Source organism: Pseudomonas putida (genome assembly GCF_002025705.1).
Taxonomy (GTDB): domain Bacteria; phylum Pseudomonadota; class Gammaproteobacteria; order Pseudomonadales; family Pseudomonadaceae; genus Aquipseudomonas; species Aquipseudomonas putida_J.
Genome location: NZ_CP018846.1, coordinates 3,986,962 through 4,010,988 on the forward strand (window position 1 = coordinate 3,986,962; position 24,027 = coordinate 4,010,988).

The 24,027-nt window shown below is 62.4% G+C and carries 23 protein-coding genes; 12 read left to right on the forward strand and 11 right to left on the reverse strand.

Annotation, left to right across the window (positions count from 1 at the left end; genetic code table 11):
* Positions 1-129: 129 nt before the first annotated feature.
* The 5 genes from BUQ73_RS17980 to BUQ73_RS18000 all read left to right on the forward strand — a co-directional run bounded on the left by BUQ73_RS17980 (position 130) and on the right by BUQ73_RS18000 (position 5,867).
* Positions 130-1,023, forward strand: a complete 894-nt coding sequence (locus BUQ73_RS17980) for a 2-hydroxy-3-oxopropionate reductase (protein WP_003254347.1) — start codon at positions 130-132, stop codon at positions 1,021-1,023.
* Between the two features lie 209 nt (positions 1,024-1,232).
* The gene (locus BUQ73_RS17985) at positions 1,233-2,507 is read left to right on the forward strand and encodes a glycerate kinase type-2 family protein (protein ID WP_079229083.1); all 1,275 of its coding nucleotides are present in this window, start codon (positions 1,233-1,235) and stop codon (positions 2,505-2,507) included.
* Positions 2,504-3,919: a pyruvate kinase gene (pyk, locus tag BUQ73_RS17990; RefSeq protein WP_079229084.1), complete on the forward strand. Its 1,416-nt coding sequence runs from the start codon at positions 2,504-2,506 to the stop codon at positions 3,917-3,919. The genes BUQ73_RS17985 and pyk overlap by 4 nt, the downstream gene beginning before the upstream one ends.
* Before the next feature lie 208 nt (positions 3,920-4,127).
* Positions 4,128-5,000 carry an urea transporter gene (locus tag BUQ73_RS17995; protein WP_079229085.1) on the forward strand — a complete coding sequence of 291 codons (873 nt, stop codon included), beginning with the start codon at positions 4,128-4,130 and terminating at the stop codon, positions 4,998-5,000.
* A 45-nt stretch (positions 5,001-5,045) separates the two neighbouring features.
* On the forward strand, positions 5,046-5,867 hold the full coding sequence (locus tag BUQ73_RS18000) for an ion transporter (RefSeq protein WP_079229086.1): 822 nt from the start codon (positions 5,046-5,048) through the stop codon (positions 5,865-5,867).
* A 45-nt stretch (positions 5,868-5,912) separates the two neighbouring features.
* Here the strand turns inward: BUQ73_RS18000 and BUQ73_RS18005 are convergent, their stop codons facing one another.
* Positions 5,913-6,821, reverse strand: coding sequence for an RHS repeat-associated core domain-containing protein (locus BUQ73_RS18005; protein ID WP_237772716.1), 909 nt, complete (start codon positions 6,819-6,821; stop codon positions 5,913-5,915).
* 415 nt (positions 6,822-7,236) lie between these two features.
* Between BUQ73_RS18005 and BUQ73_RS18010 the strand changes: the two genes are divergently transcribed.
* Together BUQ73_RS18010 and BUQ73_RS18015 are read left to right on the forward strand one after the other, a co-directional pair.
* The gene (locus BUQ73_RS18010) at positions 7,237-8,235 is read left to right on the forward strand and encodes a sulfate ABC transporter substrate-binding protein (RefSeq protein ID WP_079229087.1); all 999 of its coding nucleotides are present in this window, start codon (positions 7,237-7,239) and stop codon (positions 8,233-8,235) included.
* A gap of 188 nt (positions 8,236-8,423) precedes the next feature.
* Entirely contained in the window at positions 8,424-10,448 is a 2,025-nt protein-coding gene (locus BUQ73_RS18015; protein WP_079229088.1) for a mechanosensitive ion channel family protein, read from the forward strand.
* Between the two features lie 120 nt (positions 10,449-10,568).
* Here the strand turns inward: BUQ73_RS18015 and BUQ73_RS18020 are convergent, their stop codons facing one another.
* Both BUQ73_RS18020 and BUQ73_RS18025 read right to left on the reverse strand, forming a co-directional pair.
* Positions 10,569-11,495: a class I SAM-dependent methyltransferase gene (locus tag BUQ73_RS18020; protein WP_079229089.1), complete on the reverse strand. Its 927-nt coding sequence runs from the start codon at positions 11,493-11,495 to the stop codon at positions 10,569-10,571.
* A gap of 33 nt (positions 11,496-11,528) precedes the next feature.
* Positions 11,529-12,425: a DMT family transporter gene (locus BUQ73_RS18025; protein ID WP_079229090.1), complete on the reverse strand. Its 897-nt coding sequence runs from the start codon at positions 12,423-12,425 to the stop codon at positions 11,529-11,531.
* Positions 12,426-12,558: 133 nt separating this feature from the next.
* Between BUQ73_RS18025 and BUQ73_RS18030 the strand changes: the two genes are divergently transcribed.
* The 5 genes from BUQ73_RS18030 (at position 12,559) to BUQ73_RS18045 (ending at position 17,003) form a co-directional block, all read left to right on the forward strand.
* Entirely contained in the window at positions 12,559-12,996 is a 438-nt protein-coding gene (locus tag BUQ73_RS18030; protein WP_079230586.1) for an Lrp/AsnC family transcriptional regulator, read from the forward strand.
* 478 nt (positions 12,997-13,474) lie between these two features.
* The gene (locus tag BUQ73_RS18035) at positions 13,475-15,007 is read left to right on the forward strand and encodes an NCS1 family nucleobase:cation symporter-1 (protein ID WP_079229091.1); all 1,533 of its coding nucleotides are present in this window, start codon (positions 13,475-13,477) and stop codon (positions 15,005-15,007) included.
* Positions 15,008-15,023: 16 nt separating this feature from the next.
* On the forward strand, positions 15,024-15,752 hold the full coding sequence (locus BUQ73_RS18040; RefSeq protein WP_079229092.1) for an aspartate/glutamate racemase family protein: 729 nt from the start codon (positions 15,024-15,026) through the stop codon (positions 15,750-15,752).
* A 49-nt stretch (positions 15,753-15,801) separates the two neighbouring features.
* Positions 15,802-16,161 carry a transposase gene (locus tag BUQ73_RS28730; RefSeq protein ID WP_237772709.1) on the forward strand — a complete coding sequence of 120 codons (360 nt, stop codon included), beginning with the start codon at positions 15,802-15,804 and terminating at the stop codon, positions 16,159-16,161.
* 8 nt (positions 16,162-16,169) lie between these two features.
* Entirely contained in the window at positions 16,170-17,003 is an 834-nt protein-coding gene (locus tag BUQ73_RS18045; protein WP_237772777.1) for an IS3 family transposase, read from the forward strand.
* A gap of 121 nt (positions 17,004-17,124) precedes the next feature.
* Here BUQ73_RS18045 and BUQ73_RS18050 read toward each other — a convergent pair whose 3' ends face one another.
* From BUQ73_RS18050 to BUQ73_RS18085, 8 genes are all read right to left on the reverse strand, one after another.
* On the reverse strand, positions 17,125-18,318 hold the full coding sequence (locus BUQ73_RS18050; RefSeq protein WP_079229093.1) for a D-amino acid dehydrogenase: 1,194 nt from the start codon (positions 18,316-18,318) through the stop codon (positions 17,125-17,127).
* Between the two features lie 45 nt (positions 18,319-18,363).
* The gene (locus BUQ73_RS18055; protein ID WP_079229094.1) at positions 18,364-19,026 is read right to left on the reverse strand and encodes a histidine phosphatase family protein; all 663 of its coding nucleotides are present in this window, start codon (positions 19,024-19,026) and stop codon (positions 18,364-18,366) included.
* 489 nt (positions 19,027-19,515) lie between these two features.
* Complete coding sequence (locus tag BUQ73_RS18060; protein WP_012315472.1) at positions 19,516-19,854, reverse strand: FKBP-type peptidyl-prolyl cis-trans isomerase; 339 nt, start codon at positions 19,852-19,854, stop codon at positions 19,516-19,518.
* 39 nt (positions 19,855-19,893) lie between these two features.
* Positions 19,894-20,835 (reverse strand): DMT family transporter, encoded by a 942-nt coding sequence (locus BUQ73_RS18065; protein ID WP_079229095.1) that lies wholly within the window; start codon positions 20,833-20,835, stop codon positions 19,894-19,896.
* A gap of 96 nt (positions 20,836-20,931) precedes the next feature.
* Positions 20,932-21,339 (reverse strand): GFA family protein, encoded by a 408-nt coding sequence (locus BUQ73_RS18070; RefSeq protein ID WP_079229096.1) that lies wholly within the window; start codon positions 21,337-21,339, stop codon positions 20,932-20,934.
* A 78-nt stretch (positions 21,340-21,417) separates the two neighbouring features.
* The gene (locus BUQ73_RS18075; protein ID WP_079229097.1) at positions 21,418-22,206 is read right to left on the reverse strand and encodes a PhzF family phenazine biosynthesis protein; all 789 of its coding nucleotides are present in this window, start codon (positions 22,204-22,206) and stop codon (positions 21,418-21,420) included.
* 43 nt (positions 22,207-22,249) lie between these two features.
* The gene (locus tag BUQ73_RS18080) at positions 22,250-23,188 is read right to left on the reverse strand and encodes an NAD(P)-dependent oxidoreductase (protein WP_079229098.1); all 939 of its coding nucleotides are present in this window, start codon (positions 23,186-23,188) and stop codon (positions 22,250-22,252) included.
* Between the two features lie 417 nt (positions 23,189-23,605).
* A complete protein-coding gene (locus BUQ73_RS18085; RefSeq protein WP_079229099.1) occupies positions 23,606-24,025 on the reverse strand; it encodes a hypothetical protein in 420 nt (139 codons plus the stop codon).
* Between the last annotated feature and the right edge of the window lie 2 nt (positions 24,026-24,027).

The window sequence follows — 24,027 nt, forward strand, 5'->3', positions numbered from 1 at the left end:
TCGCGAAAGGGGTGTTTAGCGCCCCCAGGATTTCAGCCAAGGCAAAGATTGCCGGGGCTGCAGCGCAGCTTTTTCGCGACACAAGGCCGCTCCTACAGAGATACAACAAATACAACGAGGTAATCTCTCATGGCTAAAATCGGTTTCATCGGCACCGGCATCATGGGCAAGCCCATGGCTCAGAACCTGCAGAAAGCAGGTCACAGCATCTTCGTTTCCACCCACCACGACGCCGCCCCGGCTGACCTGATCGCCGCTGGCGCAGTCGCCCTGGCCAACCCGAAGGAAGTGGCCCAGGAAGCCGAATTCATCATCGTCATGGTCCCGGACACCCCGCAGGTCGAAAGCGTCCTGTTCGGTGAGAACGGCGTGGCTGAAGGCGTGGGCCCGAACAAGGTAGTGATCGACATGAGCTCGATCTCCCCTACCGCCACCAAAGCCTTCGCCGAGAAGATCAAGGCCACTGGCGCTGCCTACCTGGACGCCCCGGTGTCCGGTGGCGAAGTCGGTGCCAAGGCCGCGACCCTGAGCATCATGGTCGGTGGTTGCCCGAAAGCCTTCGAGCGCACCCTGCCGCTGTTCGAAGCCATGGGCAAGAACATCACCCGCGTCGGTGGTAACGGCGACGGCCAGACCGCCAAGGTGGCCAACCAGATCATCGTCGCCCTGAACATCCAGGCCGTTGCCGAAGCCCTGCTGTTCGCCGCCAAGAACGGCGCAGACCCGGCCAAGGTACGTGAAGCCCTGATGGGCGGCTTCGCTTCGTCGAAGATCCTCGAAGTGCACGCCGAGCGCATGATCAAAGGCACCTTCGACCCAGGTTTCCGCATCAACCTGCACCAGAAGGACCTCAACCTGGCCCTGCAAGGCGCCAAGGAACTGGGCATCAACCTGCCCAACACCTCCAATGCCCAGCAAGTGTTCAACACCTGCCAGGCCCTGGGCGGCGGCAACTGGGACCACTCGGCACTGATCAAAGGCCTGGAGCACATGGCCAACTTCTCGATCCGCGACGACAAGTAAGCCTGTACCGGCCCTTCGCGGATAAATCCGCTCCTACACACTACCCCTTGTAGGAGCGGATTCATCCGCGATGAGGCCAACCCCGCTGAACCTGCGACCACAGGTTCAGCGGGTGACACCGAGCAACACCCGCCCCTGGTTCGGCCTGCACGGAGGCAGTTCCAGGGGCGTTTTTGATTCTGCAGAACAACAATAAATGGGAGCCTGCCATGTCGGTCGATCCGCAAAAAATTCTCCGCGACCTGTTCGACACAGCCATCGCCGCCGCCCACCCACGTCAAGTCCTCGAACCCTACCTGCCCGCCGACCGTAGCGGCCGGGTCATCGTCATCGGCGCCGGCAAGGCCGCAGCCGCCATGGCCGAAGTGGTCGAGAAGAGCTGGCAGGGCGAAGTTTCCGGGCTGGTTGTCACTCGTTATGGCCATGGCGCCAACTGCCAGAAGATCGAGGTGGTCGAAGCCGCTCACCCGGTCCCCGACGCCGCCGGCCTGGCCGTGGCCAAGCGCGTGCTGGAACTGGTCAGCAACCTCAACGAAGAAGATCGCGTCATCTTCCTGCTTTCCGGCGGCGGTTCTGCCCTGCTGGCGTTGCCAGCCGAAGGCCTGACCCTGGCTGACAAGCAACAGATCAACAAGGCGCTGCTAAAGTCCGGCGCCACCATCGGCGAGATGAACTGCGTGCGCAAGCACCTCTCGGCGATCAAGGGCGGCCGCCTGGCCAAGGCCTGCTGGCCGGCCACCGTCTACACCTATGCGATTTCCGATGTGCCTGGCGACCTGGCCACGGTCATCGCCTCTGGCCCGACCGTGGCCGACCCGAGCACTTCGGCTGATGCCCTGGCGATCCTCAAGCGCTATAACATCGAAGCGCCCAAAGCCGTCATCGACTGGCTCAACAACCCCGCCTCGGAAACCGTCAAGGCCGATGACCCGGCGCTGGCCCGCAGCCACTTCCAGCTGATCGCCAAGCCCCAGCAGTCGCTCGAAGCCGCCGCGGTCAAAGCCCGCCAGGCCGGTTTCAGCCCACTGATCCTGGGTGACCTGGAAGGTGAATCGCGCGAAGTGGCCAAGGTGCACGCCGGCATCACCCGCCAGATTGTGCAGCACGGCCAGCCACTGAAGGCGCCCTGCGTGATCCTCTCCGGCGGCGAAACCACCGTGACCGTACGCGGCAATGGCCGTGGCGGGCGCAACGCCGAGTTCCTGCTCAGCCTCACCGAAAGCCTCAAGGGCCTGCCGGGCGTGTATGCCCTGGCTGGCGACACCGACGGCATTGACGGCTCGGAAGAAAACGCCGGCGCGTTCATGACCCCAAGCAGCTACGCCCGCGCCGAGGCCCTGGGCCTGTCGGCCAGTGACGAGCTGGACAACAACAACGGCTACGGCTACTTCGCCGCGCTCGATGCGCTGATCGTCACCGAGCCGACCCGCACCAACGTCAACGACTTCCGCGCCATCCTGATCCTCGAGACTGCCCAATCATGACGCCTGATAAAAAAGTAAAGATCCTCGCCACCCTCGGCCCTGCGATCAAAGGCATCGACGACATCCGCCAGCTGGTCGAAGCAGGGGTGAACATCTTCCGCCTCAACTTCAGCCACGGCGAGCACGCCGACCACGCCCTGCGCTATCAGTGGATCCGCGAAGTCGAGCAGCAGCTGAATTACCCGCTGGGCATCCTCATGGACCTGCAAGGGCCTAAGCTGCGCGTCGGCCGCTTCGCTGAAGGCAAGGTCCAGCTGCAACGCGGCCAGGCCCTGCGCCTGGACCTGGACAAGACCCCGGGCGACAGCCGCCGGGTCAACCTGCCGCATCCGGAAATCATCGCTGCGCTGGAGCCGGGCATGGACCTGCTGCTCGACGACGGCAAGCTGCGCCTGCGGGTGACCGCCAAGCACAGTGACGCCATCGACACCGAAGTGCTGAACGGTGGCGAACTGTCCGACCGCAAGGGCGTCAACGTGCCACAAGCGGTACTGGACCTCTCCCCGCTCACCGAAAAGGACCGCCGCGACCTGGCCTTCGGCCTGGAGCTGGGCGTGGACTGGGTGGCCCTGTCGTTCGTGCAGCGCCCTGAAGACATCGTCGAAGCGCGCCAGCTGATCGGCGACCGCGCCTACCTGATGGCCAAGATCGAGAAGCCTTCGGCGGTCGAACAACTGCAAGCCATCGCGGAGCTTGCGGATGCGATCATGGTGGCCCGTGGCGATTTGGGCGTGGAAGTGCCGGCCGAAAGCGTGCCGCAGATCCAGAAGCGCATCATCGGCACCTGCCGCCAGCTGGGCAAACCGGTGGTGGTGGCCACACAGATGCTCGAATCGATGCGTTTCTCGCCAGCGCCGACCCGTGCCGAAGTCACCGACGTGGCCAACGCCGTGGCCGAAGGTGCCGATGCGGTGATGCTGTCGGCGGAAACTGCCTCGGGTGACTACCCATTGGAAGCCGTGCAGATGATGAGCAAGATCATCCGCCAGGTGGAAAACGGCCCGGACTACCAGGCCCAGCTGGACGTCGGCCGGCCGAAGGCCGAGGCGACCGTGTCGGACGCCATCAGCTGCGCGATCCGCCGTATCAGCGGCATCCTGCCGGTGGCGGTGCTGGTCAACTACAGCGAGTCGGGTGCATCGACCTTGCGCGCCGCCCGCGAGCGGCCACGGGCGCCGATCCTCAACCTGACGCCGAACCTGGCCACCGCCCGCCGCCTGAGCGTGGCCTGGGGTGTGCACTCGGTGGTCAACGACCGCTTGCGCCAGGTCGACGAGGTGGTTTCCACAGCGCTGGAGATTGCCCAGGCACAAGGCATGGCCAGCCGTGGCGACACGCTGCTGATCACCGCCGGTGTGCCTTTCGGCAAGCCGGGTTCGACTAATACCTTGCGGATCGAGACCTTGGTCTGAAATCCCTGGGGGCGCCTTGCGCCCCTTTCGCGACACAAGGCCGCTCCCACAGGGACCGCGCCAAGGCATGGATACAGGGTCCCTGTGGGAGCGGCCTTGTGTCGCGATTGGAGGGCGCAGCCCTCCCCGAACACCGATGTAACTGAACTGCGGAAAACCGAGGCCCAAAGAGGCCCACCGCTCCCCATCAACCTTATCGACTGCCCCGATGTACACCAAAAATTTCGTCAACCCGTGCCCCGACTGGGCCACGGCGTTACTCAACGGTTTCAGCCAGGTGCTGCTGCTGCGCAACCCCCTGTGCGGCCTGTGCTGTCTGCTGGCCATCCTGCTGACCGCCCCCAACCTGGTCGGCGGCGCCCTGCTCGGTGCCCTTTCCGGCCTGCTCACCGCCCAGCGCCGCGGCTACGACCGTGCCGACCGCCAGGCCGGGCTGTATTGCTACAACGGCGTGCTGATCGGCATCCTGATCAGCGCCGTGCTGCCCTGGTCGGTCATTCTGCCGCCGCTGATCATCGCTGCGGGTGGCCTCTCGAGCATCATCACCCACCAGTGGCGCAAGCGCGGCGGCAAGCTGCTGGTCGCGTACACCGCCCCCTTCGTGCTGCTCGGCTGGGTTGCACTGCTGTTCGCAAGCCCCGCGCCCAGCGGCTTCGTCGAGGCAGAACCTGCGTATGCCCTGGCGCGTGGCGTGGGGCAGATCTTTCTGCTCGACCAGCCGCTGGCCGGGTTGCTGATCATCATCGGGATGTTCATTGCCAACCCCTATGCGGCCATGTGGGCCGTGCTCGGCTCGGCCATTGGCGGCGGCGTGGCGCTGCTCGCCGACCAGGCGCAAGCCGCATGGCTGGGATTGTTTGGCTTCAATGCCGCGCTGGCGGCGCTAGCGTTCAGCCGCCAGGGTGAAAAGCCTTGGGTGACTTTGCTGGCAATTGCGCTGGCTCTGATGCTGCAACCTCTGTTCAAGATGTTGCCGGTACTTGGCCTGACTGCGCCCTTCGTCGCCGCTTGCTGGCTGATGCATCTGGGTAGCCACCTGGCCCAGCCTCGGCAGCGAAACGCCAGCCGCTTGCACAGCTGAAGGGCAGCCCCTAGGCTCAGCCCATCGCAACCGTGGAACGAGCCAATGAACAACCCTGCGAGCCTGCGCGAGCAGCTCTACGTCATCGTCTTCCAGACCGACACCGTAGCTGGAAGGCGCTTCGACAAGATCCTCCTGCTGATCATCCTGGCCAGCCTGGTCACAGTAATCCTCGACAGCATCGACGAAGTCCACCAGGGCTACGCCGGCCTGCTGGCCGCCATCGAGTGGGGTTTCACTGCAATTTTCCTGGCCGAATACCTCACCCGTCTGTATTGCTCGCCCAAGCCCCTGCGCTATGCCTTCAGTTTCTATGGCCTGGTCGATCTGCTGGCGATCGTGCCGGGGATCATCGCCCTGTACTACAGCGACGCCCAGTACCTCTTGATGATTCGGGTAATCCGGATGCTGCGGATCTTCCGCGTGCTCAAGCTCAGCCCCTACCTCAAGCAGGCCCATTACCTGCTCGACGCACTGCGCGGCAGCAAGCAGAAGATCATCGTGTTCCTGGTCAGTGTGTCGACCCTGGTCACCGTGTTCGGCACCTTGATGTACGTGATCGAAGGGCCAGAACATGGCTTTACCAGCATCCCCAAAGGTATCTACTGGGCGATCGTCACGCTCACCACGGTGGGCTTTGGCGACATCGTGCCAAAGACGCCTCTGGGGCAGGTGTTGTCGTCGCTGGTGATGATTACCGGTTATTCGATCATTGCCGTGCCGACTGGCATCTTTACCGCCGAACTGGCCAATGCCATGCGCGGGGAGCAGCTGCAGCATGACTGCCCGACCTGCAGCAAGAAGACCCACGAGCATGGGGCCGCGTTCTGTTCCCGGTGTGGGAATGGGCTGTTTCCCAAGCTGTGATTTTGCCGGCTTTGGCTGTGAGCCAATGCCGGCCATAGCACACTTTCAATTTTGGCGAATTTGTCTAACCTCTCCATTGGCCAGTCCGCCCTGACTGCTACCGAGACCCGGGATGCTGCTTCTATTCCACTCATCTTCGCCAAACCAGCTTTTAACTTCCTTAGACAGCGCATCAATTCCAGCTTCAGTGGAGGAATAAAAATTCAACCCGACCGACCTCGGCCTTTCCCTGCGGAAACCATAATTATCGGCAAGGCGATCAGTTGCGGAAAACTTGTAATCCTTATCTGAGTCAACTTTTAAGTCAACTTTCAACCCACCCTTGACATAAAGCTCACGCCCGGCAAAACTTTCGCTCGTAGCGGCCTTCGGCAGAAGATCTGGAGCCTCCCCCCAAGCCAACCGGTAGTGTTTGTAATCACCATCAGCGTTGGCCTCATATACATAAATACTTCTACGATCCGCAGAAGATCTAGCTTTAAGCAACGGTTTCAGCAACCCCTTCGGCAAACTTTTCTCTTTCATGAAGCGGGTTAAACCAGTTCGGCGCCACGGCATGAAGAGTTTTGCAATATTTACACGACCAGAAGGATCCAAACCATTGACCGGATCAGAAGAACAGTAGACATAGCAATTGACACCCCCCTTACCGAAAGGGCTTAAATGATCGGGCGACACAAAGCGCATCAGACCTGGAGCAAACTGACGGTGTCCGTTTCCCAGTAGATAACCACCTGTTACAGAATCTAGCCTTTGGCCATTGAAAGCGTGTCTACGCTCCATCCCTTCATGCACACCAAATCCGTAGGGTGCATATGAAAACTCACTTCTCTTGTCAGCCATCTCTCCAAGCACTGTGCCTCTTTCATTAGTTGACAATAGCTTAGTATTCGCCCCCAGCAATGCGAGAGGGCTTCCAGATACAGAGAAAAAACTCAGCGTTTTTTCAGCCATCTCACTTGCCAACCTCGCCTTACAATAAAAGAAGCAAACTTTTCTCATGGCGCACCTCTAAAAAAATTTACTTAATCCACAACTCAACCTTGGCTATCGAAACATCACCAAGCCACACTCAATAATCCCCGCGAATTTTCCACCCTTATGTTGGACTCTGTAACTCCGAGAGGCTACTGGTATTTTTATCAGGCCGCGCGGGGCCACGTTCGCGCTGATTCCTGTTAGGCCTTTAGCATGCCGCCTCTGCAACGACCGCGCATGCCTTGAGTTCAATGCAATCAAGAGGCGCACGTTGCAGTGCTGCGCTGTTGACGGCATAAACAAAGTATTTTTTGTTCTTTAACCGCCATAGCGCCACCCGCTATAGTCGCTGGCAATCTGCCCCAACAACCTTCAAGAACAAGGAAGCAACGTGAAAAAACTCTTCAGCGCCTCGCTGCTCGCCGCAGGCCTTGCCCTCGGCAACCTCGCCCAGGCCGCCCCAACCCTGCTCAACGTTTCCTACGACGTGATGCGCGACTTCTACAAGGACTACAACCCGGCCTTCCAGAAGCACTGGGAAGCCGAGCACAACGAAAAGGTCAACGTGCAGATGTCCTTCGGTGGTTCGAGCAAGCAGGCGCGTGCAGTGATCGACGGCCTGCCGGCCGATGTCATCACCATGAACATGGCCACCGACATCAATGCCCTGGCCGACAACGGCAAGCTGGTGCCGGACAATTGGGTGAGCCGCCTGCCGAACAACAGCGCGCCGTTCACCTCGGCCACCGTGTTCATCGTGCGCAAGGGCAACCCCAAGGCGCTGAAGGACTGGCCTGACTTGCTGAAAGAGGGCGTGCAGGTGATCGTGCCCAACCCGAAAACCTCGGGTAACGGCCGCTACACCTACCTCTCGGCATGGGGCTATGTGCTCAAGCAAGGCGGTGACGAGACCAAGGCCCGTGACTTCGTCGGCAAGCTGTTCAAGCAGGCTCCGGTGCTGGATACCGGTGGCCGTGCCGCCACCACCACCTTCATGACCAACCAGATCGGCGACGTGCTGGTGACCTTCGAGAACGAAGCCGAGATGATCGCCCGCGAGTTCGGCCGCGACCAGTTCGAAGTGGTCTACCCGAGCGTATCGGCCGAGGCCGAGCCACCGGTGAGCGTGGTCGACAAGGTAGTGGCCAAGAAAGGCACCCAGGCCGTGGCCGAGGAATACCTGAAGTACCTGTGGTCGCCAGCAGCCCAGGAAATCGCCGCGCAGAACTACCTGCGCCCGCGTGATGCAAGCGTGCTGGCCAAGTACACCGACCGCTTCCCGAAAGTCGACTTCCTGTCGGTGGAGAAGACCTTTGGTGACTGGCGTACCGTGCAGAAGACCCACTTCAATGACGGTGGCGTGTTCGACCAGATCTACACCAATCAGTAATTGATGTAGCCAGCACCGGCCCTTCGCGGCTAAAGCCGCTCCTACAGGGACTCGCGCTCTACTGTAGGAGCGGCTTCAGCCGCGAAGGGCCGGCACTGAAAACACACGGCTTCGAACTTTCCCACCCCGATCATAATCAGTTCCTTGAGTAACCCTGCCCCGCTCACCCCGGCCCAAGGAGTACTCCAGTGCTGCGCTATCTCTCCACCCTACTGCTCGGCTGCCTGCTGAGCACCCATCTGCTCGCCGCAGACCCCGCCCCCGCTGACGAACAACCCGCCGAACCGGAACCGGTACTGCAAGGCGGTCTGCTTGGTGCCCTGGCCGATGGCCTGGACAGCGCCGCACAGGAACTCGACCTTGACGCCCACCTGGTCGACGCCTGGCGCCTGCGCACCGACCGCGCCGCCCAGGAAGTGGAACGTCTGGTCGACCGCCATTCGGCCAGCGATTCGCTGCAGCTGGCCGGCAACTTCATCCTGCTGACGCTGGCCTGGGCCGCCAGCTTCGCCCTGCTCACCAGCCTCGGGCGCTGGCTCGCCAAACGCCTGGCCGGCACTCCATGGTTAAGCGCACGCAAACGCGCCAGCAGCCTGCTTGGCTACCTGCTGCCCTACACACTACCGGCGCTCGCCAGCCTGCCGCTGACCCTGTATGTCAGCCGCTTCCTCGACCCGTCGATCGCCCGCGCCCTGGGCCTGAGCCTGGCCTACGCGACCAGCAGTGGCTTGTTCTCGACCTCGATCATCCTCTGCCTGATCACCCTGTTCGATGCTGGCCACAAGCGCGCGGCGGTAGCGGCGATCAAGCGCCTGGCGCCGCGCCCGTTGTTTCTGATCGGTTTCCTCGCTGCCTGGAGCGATGCCCTGACCAGCCCGCAGATCGCCCGCCAGCTGGGCGGCAATATCACCGCCAGCATTGCCGTGATCACCGGCCTGACCGCCACCATCGTCTTCGCCAGCCTGGTCATCCGCCTGCGCCGCCCGGTCGCCCACCTGATCCGCAACCGCGACTACAAGGACCGCGTGCAGCACCGTGCCGTGCAGGAGACCCTGCGCATCTTCTCGGCAGTGTGGTACCTGCCGATCCTGCTGATGATCCTGGTCTCGGCGATCCACCTGCTCGGCGCTGGCGAAGAAAGCCAGAAGGCACTGCAGAACGCCTTGCTGACCACGGTACTGCTGGTTTCCACCGTATTCCTCAGTACCCTGCTGCAACACCTGCTGGCTCCGCACGAAGCGGACCCGGCGCAGCGCGTGCGGCCCTACAAGGAACTGCTGCGCAGCCTCGCTCACGCCCTGCTGCGCATCATCATGGCGGTCACCTTCATCGAACTGCTGGGGCGCATCTGGGGCTTCTCGGTGATCGATTTCGCCCTGAGCAACAGCCTCGGCCAGGCGATCAGCAATTCACTGTCGAGCATCGGCCTGATCCTGCTGGTCACCTGGCTGCTCTGGGTGGTGCTCGACACCGCCATCCAGGAGGCACTCAAGCCCGCCGTCGGGCGCCGCGCCTCGCGCCAGCCAAGCACTCGGGTGCGGACCATCCTGCCAATGCTGCGCAATGCGGTGAAAGTCATCCTGATCGTCATCTGCACCATCACCACCATGGCCAACCTGGGCATCAATGTCGCGCCGCTGCTGGCCGGTGCCGGGGTGATCGGCCTGGCCATCGGCTTTGGCTCGCAGCAATTGGTACAGGATGTGATCACCGGGCTGTTCATCCTGATCGAGGACACCATCTCGATCGGCGACTGGGTGGTGCTCGACTCCGGCCATGCCGGCACCGTCGAAAGCCTGACCATCCGTACCCTGCGCCTGCGTGACGGCAAAGGCTTCGTGCACTCGGTGCCGTTCGGCCAGATCAAGGCGGTTACCAACCAGTCGCGGCAGTTCGCCTATGCGTTCTTCTCGGTGCAGTTCACCTATGACAGCGACGTCGACGAGTCGCTGGGGCTGATCCATGAAGTGGGGCATTCGATCAGCGAAGACCCGCTGCTGCGCATCAACCTGCAGGGGCCGCTGCAAGTATTCGGGGTGGATCGCATGGACTTGAACGGTTTTGTGCTGACGGCACAGTTCCGCACTATCTCCGGCGGGCAGTATGCGGTGAGCCGGGCATTCAACGAGCGGCTGAAGAAGCGCGTGGACCAGACCGAGAATGTGAGCTTTGCCCAGGTTTATCCCATGCCGCTGCGCGGGATTTCAGCCTGATGTCGCCTGTACCGGCCTCTTCGCGACTAAAGCCGCTCCCACAGGTGCGACGCAAGGTTTGAGAACAGCGCGGTCCCTGTGGGAGCGGCTTAAGCCGCGAAGAGGCCAGCACAGGCAATATCACACCTGACGGAACACCAGCGCCTTCAGCCCACCCGCCGGGTCGACATCTGGAAACTCCGGCGGATTCTCCAGCCGCTCGACAAAGGCCAGCGACGGCGCCTGCTCAGCCATCCCCTCGATCAGAAACTCCGGCCCGATCCCCGGGTCGTTGACGCAGGCCAGCACAGTCCCGCCCTCATTCAGCAACTCCGGCAAACGCCGCAGGATCTTGGCGTAATCCTGGGTCAGCACGAAGCTGCCACGCTGGAAGGTCGGCGGGTCGATGATGATCAGGTCGTAAGGCCCGTATTTGCGCACCTTGCCCCACGACTTGAACAGCTCATGCCCAAGGTATGCGACCCGCGACGCATCGTGCCCGTTCAAACGATGATTATCACGGCCCCTGGACAGCGCCGACTTGGCCATGTCCAGGTTGACCACCTGCTCGGCACCGCCAGCAATCGCCGCCACCGAGAAGCCGCAGGTATAGGCGAACAGGTTGAGCACGCGCTTGCCCGCTGCCTGCTCACGCACCCAGCGCCGGCCGTAACGCATGTCGAGGAACAGGCCGTTGTTTTGCCGCACGCCCAGGTCGAGCAGATAGGTCAGGCCATCCTCGACCACTTCGCGCTGCTGGCAAGGCTCGCCCCACAGCCACTGGCCCGGGCTGTCGGGCAGGTAACGGTGCTGGATGAGGATCGCCTGGCCGGCCCATTGCGGGCGTTCGGCCAGGCTGCGCAGCATGGCCTCCAGTTCGGCCAGCTGGCCCTCGGGCGGTTCGCGGAACAGGGCTACCGACAGCACACCCTGCAGCCAGTCCACCGTGACCTGCTCCAGGCCCTCCCAGCAACGGCCGCGGCCGTGGAACAGGCGGCGGGTTTCGGCGGGGGCAGGGTCAAGGGCAGCCAGCAGGTGCTGTTCGAGGGTGTGGATCGGCGAAGTCATGGCGGGTCGCAAGCAAGTGAAAAGGCCGCCATTCTACCCCTTGGCCGGCACTTGTGCAGAACGGAACCACCAGCCCTGCTGCATGCCCGCTGCCGCCAGCAGAATCAACGCCACCCCCAACCACTGCAACGGCGCCAGCCTGTGCCCGAAGGCCAGCCAGTCGACCAGGATGGCAGCAATCGGGTAGATGAACGACAGCGCACCAGTCAACGCCGTGGGCAGACGCTGGATGGCGCTGTACAGCAGCACATACATCAACCCGGTGTGGACCATGCCCAAGGTCACCAGGCTGGCCAGAGCCGACGGCTCACCAGGCAAGCCACCGAGCTTCACCCACGGCGCCAGCAGCAGCACCCCGGTAGCGACCTGGATCAGCGCGATCAGGTGGGGCGGCGTGCCTTTCAGGCGTTTGATGATCAAGGCGGCAATCGCATAGAGCAACGCCGCGCCCAACGCCAGGGCAATGCCCTGCAAGTAGTCATCACCACTGGCCTGCCCAGCGCCATGGGCACTGACGATCGCCAGCATGCCGAGGAACGCCACACTCAGCCAGGTGACCTTGGCTGCGGTGATTTTTTCGCCGAGGAACAGCGCTGCCAAGCCCACCAGCATGAACGGCTGGACGTTGTACACCGCCGTGCCAATGGCGATCGACGCCCTCGAATAGGAGGCGAACAGCAGCAGCCAGTTGCCGACGACGGCCACCCCGCTGGCGATGGCCAGCAGGAACGCCGTTCGGGTTATCACACCCGGTTTGAGAAAGCCGAACGCCGCGCAGATCACCAGCAAGGTGCCGGTACCGAATACGCAGCGCCAGAACACGACCTCCAGCACCGGCTGCCCCGACACCAGCACGAACCAGCCAATGGTCCCGGAAATCAGCATGGCGGCGACCATTTCCAGCGAGCCACGGCGCAACGAACTGTCCATCTCACACCTCCCTTGGATGATGGCCATAGTATGCGGAGGGTCACCGTGCGCCTTCCAGCGGATATCCAAGGCATATCGGCCAGTTCACCTTTACTATCAAGGCATGTTCCCTGAATTGCCTGATGAGGTGCGCATGACCGACGCCATCGACCAACTGCTGATCAACGCCTTGATGGAGGACTCGCGCCGTTCGCTCAAGGCGCTGGCACAAATCAGCGGCCTCTCTGCCCCCAGCGTCAGCGAGCGCCTGCGCCGCCTGGAAGAACGCGGCGTGCTACGCGGTTACACCGTGGATATCGACCCGCGCAGTTTCGGCTACCAACTGCAGGCCATTGTGCGCATTCGCCCGCTGCCGGGGCAGTTGCAGGAAGTGGAGCGGCAGATCATCGCGATCCCCGAGTTCACCGAGTGCGACAAGGTGACCGGCGAGGACTGCTTCATTGCGCGCCTGCATGTGCGCTCGATGGAGCAACTCGACACCCTGCTCGACCGGATCAATGTGCTGGCTGAGACCAATACCGCGATCATCAAGAAGAGCCCGGTGAAGCGGCGGTTGCCGCCTATGGATTGATTGCGCCTCGACTTTCCCCGCGAAGAGGCCGACCCCGGAAAAGCTGACTATTTTTTGTACACAAGAATGTCACCATAAGTGCCATTTTTGTGTGCACTTTCCCAGGTAACGCCCCAATACGTTACACATCTCGCTCAACTAATTCTGACCAATCGATCAACTAAGAAGCCAACTAAAAAATTAAACCTGTTCATCTGGTCAACTTATATTTCGTTCATTTCATAAACTTAATTATCAAGTGCTTAGATTCAAAATAATGGCCACCTGAAACTCGTTTTTCTCTGGCATGGAACTCGCTTTTGTGTGTTCGTGTTTTGTATACAAATTCAACAAAACATAAATACACAAGAACTCGCGACGCCGGCCCAACACCGGCCGCCGCGCCCAGAACCCAGTGATGCCAAGCTGCACCGACGAGATGGCGAGCCCGTGCGCATGCCCGCTCATCGCAGTCCACGTGCATCAGGAGCCTGCCGGAATGAGTACCAGCCTCGACCTTGCCCCTGAACTATCCGTCGCCAGCACCAGCCCCTCTTCCACCCTAACAGGCGAAATGCCGCCACTCGCACTCAGCCCGCGCCTGCACAACCGTGACCTCGCGCCCACCCGTATCGAAGGCCGCCGCTGGGGCCGCTACAGCATCTTTGCGCTGTGGACCAACGATGTGCACAACATTGCCAACTACTCCTTCGCCATGGGCTTGTTCGCCCTTGGCCTGGGTGGCTGGCAGATCCTGCTGTCGCTGGCGATCGGCGCAGCACTGGTGTACTTCTTCATGAACCTGTCCGGCTACATGGGGCAGAAGACCGGCGTGCCATTCCCGGTGATCAGCCGCATCGCCTTCGGCATCCACGGGGCGCAGGTCCCGGCGCTGATCCGCGCGGTCATCGCCATCGCCTGGTTCGGCATCCAGACCTACCTGGCCTCGGTGGTACTGCGCGTGCTGCTCACCGCCGTATGGCCGCAAGTCGCCGCCTACGACCACGACAGCATCCTCGGCCTGTCGAGCCTGGGCTGGGTATGCTTCGTGGCGATCTGGCTGGTGCAGCTGGTGATCCTCGCCTACGGCATGGAGATGGTGCGCCGCTACGAGGCCTTCGCCGGCCCGGTGATCCTGCTGACCGTGGCCAGCCTGGCGGTGTTCATGTACTTCAAGGCCGATGCGCGTATCGCCTGGTCGGTCGCCGAGCCCCTGACCGGCTATGAGATGTGGCGCAACATCTTCGCCGGCGGCGCCCTGTGGCTGGCGATCTACGGCACCCTGGTGCTCAACTTCTGCGACTTTGCCCGTTCCTCGCCGTGCCGCAAGACCATTCGCGTCGGCAACTTCTGGGGCCTGCCGGTGAACATCCTGGTGTTCGCCATGATCACCGTGGTGCTGTGCGGGGCGCAGTTCCAGATCAACGGCCAGATCATCGACAGCCCGACCCAGATCGTCGCCAGCATCCCCAGCACAGCGTTCCTGGTGCTGGGTTGCCTGGCCTTCCTGATCGTCACCGTGGCGGTGAACATCATGGCCAACTTCGTTGCCCCGGCCTTCGTGCTGAGCAACCTGGCACCACGCCACCTCAACTTCCGCCGCGCCGGGCTGATCAGCGCGACCCTGGCGGTGCTGATCCTGCCCTGGAACCTCTACAACAGCCCGCTGGTGATCGTGTACTTCCTGTCCGGCCTGGGCGCCCTGCTCGGCCCGCTGTACGGGGTGATCATGGCCGACTACTGGTTGCTGCGCAAAGGCCGCATCAACGTGCCGGAGCTGTACACCGAGCACTCGACCGGCGCCTACCACTACAGCAAAGGCATCAACCTGCGCGCCGTAGCCGCCTTCGTGCCCGCGGCACTGCTGGCCATCATCCTGGCGCTGGTGCCGAACTTCCACGGTATCGCACCGTTTTCCTGGCTGATCGGCGCCGGCATCGCTGCCGCGGTGTACCTGCTGATCGCCCCGCGCAACCGCCAATACCACGATGTCAGCGGCGAGTGCATCGCCGTCGACCACAGCAGCCATTGATCAAGGAAGACTGCCCATGCGTATTTTGATTGCCAACGTCAACACCACCGCAGCCATCACCGAAGCCATCGCCGAACAGGCCCGCAGCGTCGCGGCACCCGGCACTGAAATCATCGGCCTGACCCCATGGTTCGGCGCCGAGTCGGTGGAGGGCAACTTCGAGAGCTACCTGGCCGCCATCGCCGTGATGGACCGGGTGCTGGCCTACGACGGCCCTTATGATGCCGTGATCCAGGCGGGCTACGGCGAACATGGCCGCGAAGGCCTGCAGGAATTGCTCGACGTACCGGTGGTGGACATCACCGACGCCGCCGCCAGCACCGCCATGTACCTGGGCCACGCCTATTCGGTGGTGACCACCCTGGACCGCACCGTACCCTTGATCGAAGACCGCCTGAAGCTGTCAGGGTTGTACGACCGTTGCGCCTCGGTGCGGGCCAGTGGCCTGGCCGTGCTCGAACTGGAGCAAGACCCTCTACGGGCCGTCGAGGCCATTGTCGAGCAGGCCGAGCGGGCCGTGCGTGACGACAAGGCCGAAGTGATCTGCCTGGGCTGTGGCGGCATGGCCGGGCTGGATGAGCAGATCCGCCAGCGCACCGGGGTGCCGGTGGTCGATGGTGTGAGCGCGGCGGTGACCATTGCCGAGTCGCTGGTGCGGATGGGGCTCAGCACTTCCAAGGTGCGCACCTATGCCACACCGCGAGTGAAGAAGGTAGTGGGCTGGCCGATGCGCTTCGGGCGCTAGAGCGGCCCCATCTGGACCGGCCCCTTCGCGGGCAAGCTGAACTGGCCTAATGATTTTGGACACCTTCATCGGGCGCTATGATGGCGCCCAATTGGAGGCAAAATCAGTGCGCAAGTCTTATTCGAAAGAACACAAAATCCAAGCTGCCGAAATGGTCCTGGACGGTGGCCAGTCAGTTCCTGAGGTATGCGAAATCCTCGGGATTGGCCGTACAGCCCTTCGCCGTTGGGTTGAGCAGGTACGCCAGGAGAGAGAGGGTAAGGTTCCGACTGGAGCCAAAGCCATCACTCCGGAGCAGCAACGTATCGAAGAGCTGGAAGCATTGGTTCGTCAAAAGGATCGGGATATCGAAATCCTAAAAAAGGCCAGTGCTCTCCTGCTTCGGGACTCCAAAGATCGTTCTCGCTGATCAACGAGCTGAGTGAGCAATACGGTGTTGTCGACTGCTGTCGTGTGCTTGGGGTCAAACGCAGTAGTTTCTATGCATGGCGCAAACGCCAAGGGCGTGAGAATCCCGGCAGGGATGCTCTACGCTCGCGTGTAATCAATCACTTCATGGCGTCACGAAGCTCCGCGGGTTCACGCACGTTGATGCAAGAACTGCGGCGTGAAGGCCATGTGGTTGGGCGTTACAAAGTGCGTGCGCTTATGCGTGAAGCTGGCCTGAAATGCCGGCAGCGTAGGCCACACCGGTATCGGTCATCAGGCACGGAAGCACTGATTGCGGAAAACCAACTGAAGCGAAACTTCAAGGTTTCAACGATCAACGAGGTCTGGTGTGGCGATGTGACTTACATTCAGGTTGGCAGACGTTGGCTGTACTTGGCCGCAGTAATCGACTTGTACGCACGCCGAGTTGTGGGCTGGGCGTTTTCAATGACTGCTGATGCCAAGTTGGCCTGTGACGCGCTGCGCATGGCGTCTGAGTCCAGAGGCAAGCCTACGGGCGTGATGTTTCATTCAGATCAAGGTTGTCAGTACACCAGCCATAAATTCAGGGCTGTACTTGAAGAGTGCAGCTTGAAACAGAGCATGAGCCACCGTGGCCAATGCTGGGACAATGCGGCCATGGAGCGATTCTTCGGGGCATTGAAATCAGAATGGGTGCCAGCAGGAGGCTATGAATCCGAAGCTGAAGCTAAAGCCGACATCATGGCTTATTTGGTGCGCTACAACCTAAAGCGTCTCCACAGCTACAACGGCTACGAGACCCCGGTAGCTATGGAGGAAAAGCTCAGGGCAGCGGCATGAACCTTAACCGGTGTCCAAAATTACTTGACCAGATCAAGCCCGCTCCCACAGGTATCACACAGACCTTGAGAGCTGTGCAGTACCTGTGGGAGCGGGCTTGCCCGCGAAGAGGCCGGTGCAGTCAACCCAGCATCCGCGCCAGCCGCTCCCCGCTGCCACAGGCCAAGGTAAACCCCAAGGCCCCATGCCCAAGGTTCAGCCACAGGTTGCGATAGGCTGTAGTACCCACAATCGGCACCCCGGTCGGCGTCGCCGGCCGCATCCCTGCCCATTCCACCGCCCCCGCGTAATCCGCAGCCCGCGGCAAGGTCTCCAACGCCTGCCGACGCATGCTGGCGAGCCTGCGCGCATCCACCGTTTCGTCGTAGCCGACGATATCCACCATCGCCGCTATTCGCAGCTGCTGATCAAGCCGCGCGTAGACGATCTTGCGCTCGTAGTCGGTAATGCTGACCTCCGGCGCTCGATGTTCCGCCGCGATCGCTGCTGTCAGGCTGTAACCCTTGAGCGGGTAGACCGGCAGCCGCAGCCCTGGCAGCGCCAGCCCGGCACTGCGATGGCCGATGCACAGCACCAGGCGCTCGACCTCCATTTGCTCAAGCCCCAGTTGCAATGCCACTACCTGGTCATCACGGGCGATCAAGCGCGTGACCGGGCGGCCCAGCAGGAATCGGCACTGCCCTGATGCCCGCAAGCGCTCTGCCAGGCGTTCGCAGAAACGATGGCAATCGGCGACTTCCTCTTCCGGAGTCAGCACTGCGCCGATAAAGGGCGCATCGGCCAATGCCGGTTCCAGCGCCCTGACTTCGCTGGCACCGAGTACCTGTTGGTTTTTCGGGTCGAGCAAATGCTCACGGCCATGGGCGAACGCCCGCTCACTGCGAAATGCCACCAGCTTGCCGTTCTGACGCCAGGCAAAATCGCTCAGGCCGTCTTCTTCACGCCAGCGTTTCAGGGTGGCCTGGCTGTGCAACGCCAATTCCAGCAGTTGTGCGGCATTACGGTGATTGACGCTGCTGCGGCAAGCCATCACGAACGCCAGCAACCAGCGCCATTGAGCCGGGTCCAGGCGCAAACGCAGGCGCAGCGGCGAGTCACCCCGCAATAGCCATCCAAGCGCCTGCCACGGCACACCGGCATCGGCCAACGGCGCCACGTAGCGATAAGAAAGTTGCCCACCGTTAGCGAAACTGGTCGCCGAGGCCAGCTGGTCTCGCGCCTCGACCAGCACCACCGACAGGCCTTCGCGCACCAGCGCATAGGCCGTCGCCAGGCCGATCACGCCACCACCGATTACCGTTACCCGTTGCGTCATTGTTCTTCCCTGCCCTGACTTCCCTGCCAAGACAGTATCAGCGGATCAGGTCGGGCAGCTATGGTCACCGCCATTCAGGCCTTGGCGGACGTTACGACTGAGCAGGCTGGCCTTGCCGTCGTGCCAGGTCAGGGTGAGGACGTAGAGGGTATCGAAATCGTCGCCGTTCCAGTCTTCGGTAATCACCCGCTTATCGCCCAACGCCTTGCCGGCCACGGCATTGATCAGTTCGGGCAGGTAGCCGTGGCCCCAGGCGGTATAGACCGTGGCATTGCGGTACTTCTCGCTGACCAGTTCATCAGCGAGCTCGTCGGTGTCGTTGGCAGCGAAGTCGATGTTGACCGGCAAACCCAGGCGAATGGCGCTGGGCGTGATGGTCATCAGCGGGCGGATGTAGCTGTAACTCTGGTCCTGGCTGCCTTCCTCGACATGCCGCGAGGGATTGGCCGCGAACACATAATCCGCCTTGCCGAAACGCTCTGGCAGCAAGGTTGCCAGGTCCAGCGCGCGGTTGAGCCCCTGGCAGTTCAGTTGCCCCAGGCCTTCACCGGGCTTTTCAGCGTGGCGCAGAAACACCAGTGTCTGGATACCGTCGACCGGTTGAGCGCGGCTTTCGACCACTTCCAGTGCCAGCGGCACAGACGCGGCGACGAGGGCCAGGCTGAGCATCAGGTGGCGGCGACGTCGAAAGACGGATGGCAACTTCATGTAGGCAGGCTCTTGTGGCAAGAAGTATCTGGATACCCGCCACATTGCCCCGCGGCCCATGCCGCAGGGCATCCGTGTTAGTGATTGCCATCCTTGGCAACGAGCAGGACTCAGAGTGCCCTCAACCCGTTTGGTTCCTCCTTGAGTGTGGATGCCGTTCCCTAGGCAAGGAATACCTTAGACCAGGTGTGTTGCAGAGATATGTAAGGCTGTGAGGTGTTCGCCTTTAGTTTTGAGGCGCCTGTGAGATCGAGCGCCGCCCGCGCGGCGCATCGCGGATGAATCCGCTCCTACATCCGTTTCGGGCCAGTCTATCCTGCGCCAGATGAGCTGCCCGCCTTGCGCCAAGCCGGACGAAGGTGACTTCACAGGAAGAACTGGCCCGAAACGGATGTAGGAGCGGATTCATCCGCGATGCGCCGCGCGGGCGGCGCTCGATCTCACAGGCGCTGCAAATCCCAAATCAAGCGCATGCTGACGTACGCGCAATCAATCATCCCGGGTCAGCACTTCCAGCAGTTCGATTTCAAAGGTGAGGTCCGAGTTCGGCGGAATCGCCCCTACGCTGCGCTCGCCATACCCCAGGTGCGCCGGCACCTGCAGCTTGCGCTTGCCACCCACACGCATGCCCATCAACCCCTGGTCCCAGCCTTTGATCACACGGCCAGTGCCGATCACGCACTGGAAGGGTTTGCCGCGCGACCACGACGAGTCGAACTCGCTGCCGTCGGCCAGCCAGCCGGTGTACTGGGTGGTGATCAGGGCGCCTTTGACGGCCGCTTTGCCGTCGCCTTCGACGAGGTCGGTGATCTGCAGTTCACTGCTCATGGGCATGCTCCAACGCTGAAATACAAGGGCGCCCTTTTCTCAGGAATGCACAGGTTTGGCAAGCTCCCGTGGCGTACCGTGCTGGCGCATCGACCACAGCACCCCGCCGATCACCAGAACGATCGCCGCCGCTTCCAGCAGGCTCGGCCCGGCTTGCCGCCAAAGAAAGGCATACAACAGCGCGAACAGGGTCTCGAATACGATCAGTTGCCCGCTCAAGGTCAATGGCAGGCGCTTGGACGCCGCGTTCCACAGCGCCGTGGCCAACCAGGAGCCCAGCACCGCACAACCCAGGCAAGCGGCCCAGAACAGCCACCAACGAGCCATCGGCGCCTCGACCTGCAGCTGCTGCGGCTGCCATATGGCCAGGGCGGCAACCATCACCAGGCTGCTCAGGCCGGTCAGCACGCCGATCAGCACCGACCACTGGTGGCTGTCGAAATGCCCACTCTGCTTGAGGTAACAGCTGTTCTGCACCGCGTACCAGGTCCAACAGGCCAGCGCGGCCAGGGCGTATAACAGCCCCATCAGCTTGTCGCCGATATCACCCGGGGCGAAGGCGAAAGTCTCCAGGTTGATACACAACATTCCGGCAAGGATCAGCGCCAGCGGGCCGACCAGCCGCCGGATCGGCACTGCGCCGCTGTCGTTGCGGCCATACAGGGTAATGGTCAGCGGCAGCACCCCGACGATCAGCGAGGCAGGTGCCACGCCCAGGCGCTGGATCGCCGCCACCAGGCAGATGAAGTACACCAGGTTACCGACCACTGCCAGGCGCAGCAGCATCCAGCCGTCCGCCAGGGTCAGCCGGCGCAGCTGCCGGGCCATCGGCGCGGCCAGCAGCAACGAGATCAGGCCGACCAGCGCATAGCGCACGCTGCTCAGCAGCATCGGGTTGAACTCCGGCAGCAGCTCCGGAACCATCAGTACCATGCCCCACAATGCACCGGCCCCACCGGCATACATCACACCGCGCTTCACACTGCCCGCTCCTGTTCGTGGATGCGCGCAGGCTACCGCTGTGCGGGGCTGGCGGCAAAGTATCTTTTCGCTTGCGGTCTATCCCGCGGGGTATGGTCAGCCGAACTGCTCGAACGCTTGCTCCCCAGTCAGCTCCTTGGTCTGGTTGGCAAAGCAGTACCAGGCAGGTTTCTGCTCTACGAAGATCTGCAGGTCGAAATCCCAGGCCTCGTCGCCGTCAAGCATGCCCACAGGGACCGCATAGTGGTCCTTATCCTTGAGCCGGTAATAGAGGTGCGTGCCGCAACGGCTGCAAAAACCACGCTGGGCCCAATCGGACGAGTCGTAGACAGCCGGGGCCCGCCCCTCGAAGACCGGCGCTTTGCTGCAGTCCACGACCAGCAGCGGGCCGCCGGTCCATTTGCGGCACATGCTGCAATGGCAGGCGCTGATGTGGGTGTTGTCGACGCTGGCGCGCAGGCGGGTTTCACCGCACAGGCAGCTGCCGCTTTTTTCCAGGGTCATGGTGGGGCTCCTTGCAGGTTGGGCCAGCAAGTATAGATCGGGCTCCACAGCACAGAGCCCGCCACCCCACTCGTTCGATCAGATGAACACGCTGCCGCGCAGGTACAGCGCCGCACGCCCGCTGATGATCACCCGGCCATTGCCAGGAACGTCACAATGCAACTGCCCTTTGCGCGCCCCGCCCTGCTCGCAGCTCAGCGACGATTTGCCCAACCGCTCGGCCCACAACGGCGCCAGCGAGGTATGCGCAGAGCCGGTGACCGGGTCTTCATTGACGCCGACCCGCGGGCCGAACCAGCGGGTGACAAAGTCGAAGCCACGGCCGGCGGCAGTGACCGCGATGCCACGCACGTCGAATGCCGACAAGGCGACGAAGTCGGGCTTGAGCGGGTCGAGCAACGCGGCTTCATCGACCACCACCACATAGTCGTCGGAGCGGTACACCGCCATGGCTGCGTTCAGGCCCAGCGCCTCCAGCAACCCGGCCGGCACATCCACGGCTTGCGGTTGCTTGGCCGGGAAGTCCATGGCCAGCAGGCCGTCGTTACCCCGGCTGACCCGCAGTTCGCCACTGCGGGTGTTGAAGCGCAGCACTTCGGCTTGCTCACCGAGTTGTTCGAACAACACATAGGCCGAAGCCAGGGTGGCATGGCCGCACAGGTCGACCTCGACGGTCGGGGTGAACCAGCGCAGGTCGAAGCTTGCACCGTTGCGCACGAAGTAGGCCGTTTCGGAGAGGTTGTTCTCTTCGGCGATACGTTGCAGCACATTGTCCGGCAGCCAGCTTTGCAGCGGGATCACTGCCGCCGGGTTGCCACCAAAAGGCTCGGCGGAGAAGGCATCGACCTGGAAGATCTCGAGTTGCATCAAACGCTCCTTGTGCTCCGGGCAAGCCCGGGTTTGGAAAAGGTTACGCGTGGACTGGCGTGAGCACCGGTTCGCCAGCAAAGAAGGCCTGCAGGTTGCGCAGCACGAGGCTCACGGTGTCGCGTGCGGCCTCGGGCGACTGGCCGGCCACGTGGGGGGTGAGGACCGTATTGCCGAGGGCCTTGAGGGCGTCTGGCACTGCGGGCTCATCATCGAACACATCGAGCGCGGCACCCGCGAGCTGGCCGTGCGCCAAGGCGCTTACCAGCGCCTGGGTGTCGACCACACTGGCCCGGGCGATATTCACCAGGTAACCCTCCGCGCCCAGGGCCTCGAGCACCTGGGCATCGACCAGATGGCGGGTACTGGCACCACCGGGGGTGGCAACGACCAGGATGTCGACGGCATCGGCCAGGTGCAGCGGGCTGTCGTACCAGGTGTAAGGCACGTCCTGGCGAGGGGTGCGGCTGTGATAGCTGATGTTCATGTCAAAGCCCTGGCTGGCGCGCTTGGCGATGGCCAGGCCAACCGCGCCGAGCCCCAGCAGGCCCAGGCGCTTGCCACTGACCGAAGGGCTGATTACTCGGTTCCACTCGCCACGGCGGGTGCTGGCGTCGGCACGGGGAATGTCGCGCAGCAGCGCCAGCAGCAGGGCCAAGGTGTGGTCGGCAACTGCCGCGGCGTTTGCGCCAGCGCCGTTGGTGACAGTGATGCCACGGGCTGCCGCGGCAGCCAGGTCGACCTGCTCGTAGCCGGCACCGATCACACAGATGATCTGCAGCTTGGGCAAGGCGGCGATTTCCGCAGCGGTCAGGCCCAGCGGGCCGCGGGTGAGCACCGCGTCGATCTCACCAGCATGGCGCTGGATGGCATCGGCGCGCAGTTGCGGGGATGGCGCGCGGATCAGCCGGTAACCTGCCTGTTCGAGCAATGGCAGGTAATCGTCGACGGTTTCCACCAGTACCAGGACTGTCTTGCTCATGCCACCTCCGAGTCAATTCGAAGGGGCATTATGCGGAGTCACTGGCCAGTACAGTCAACTGGAAAAACAACGGGAAACTGTACTGTATGGGTGGGGCGGGCTTCAGGGCGCGTTAGGGCTTCCAAGTCTAGGCCGCGAAAGTTGCAGCGCCTGTGAGATCGAGCGCCGCCCGCGCGGCGCATCGCGGATAAATCCGCTCCTACATCCGTTTCGGGCCAATCAAGCCTGAGAGGTCACCGCTGTCTGCCTTGTTTGCATGACTCGAGACATGCGCCAGGGCTGGCAAACATGGCGTAACAGGTTCGGTACGTTGCAACAAATGTAGGAGCGGATTTATCCGCGATGCGCCGCGCGGGCGGCGCTCGATCTCACAGACACCAAACTTCTAACGGCGAACACCCGCAAGCCTCAACAAATTTATTGCCCGTAGGCGCGCCCCAGCCCCCCGGGCACACCGCTGCTGTCAGTTTCCTGCCATGGCCCATCCGGGTTCAGCGACCAGCTCCAGCCATTGTCATAGCGGTAGTAGGTACGCTGCCGGTAAAAGACATTGGTCTTTTTCTCCAGCACATACACCCCAAGCTTCGGATCCCAGTGGCTCGCTCCACCCGGTGGTGGTGCGAAACTGGCAGAGGTACGCGGCATCGGTTTGGGGATCGCCGCTGGCTTCTCCGGCGGTGTCGACGGCTGGCCACCCGGCAGCGGCTTCACCGCTGGCCCTTGATGCGGCGGCACGCTCTCGATCGGCGGCGACGGCTGCTCGTACGGTTGATGCGCCGTACACGCGGACAAACCCACGGCCAGGGTGATCAGGGTCAGGCGGACGGCGCTATGCATGG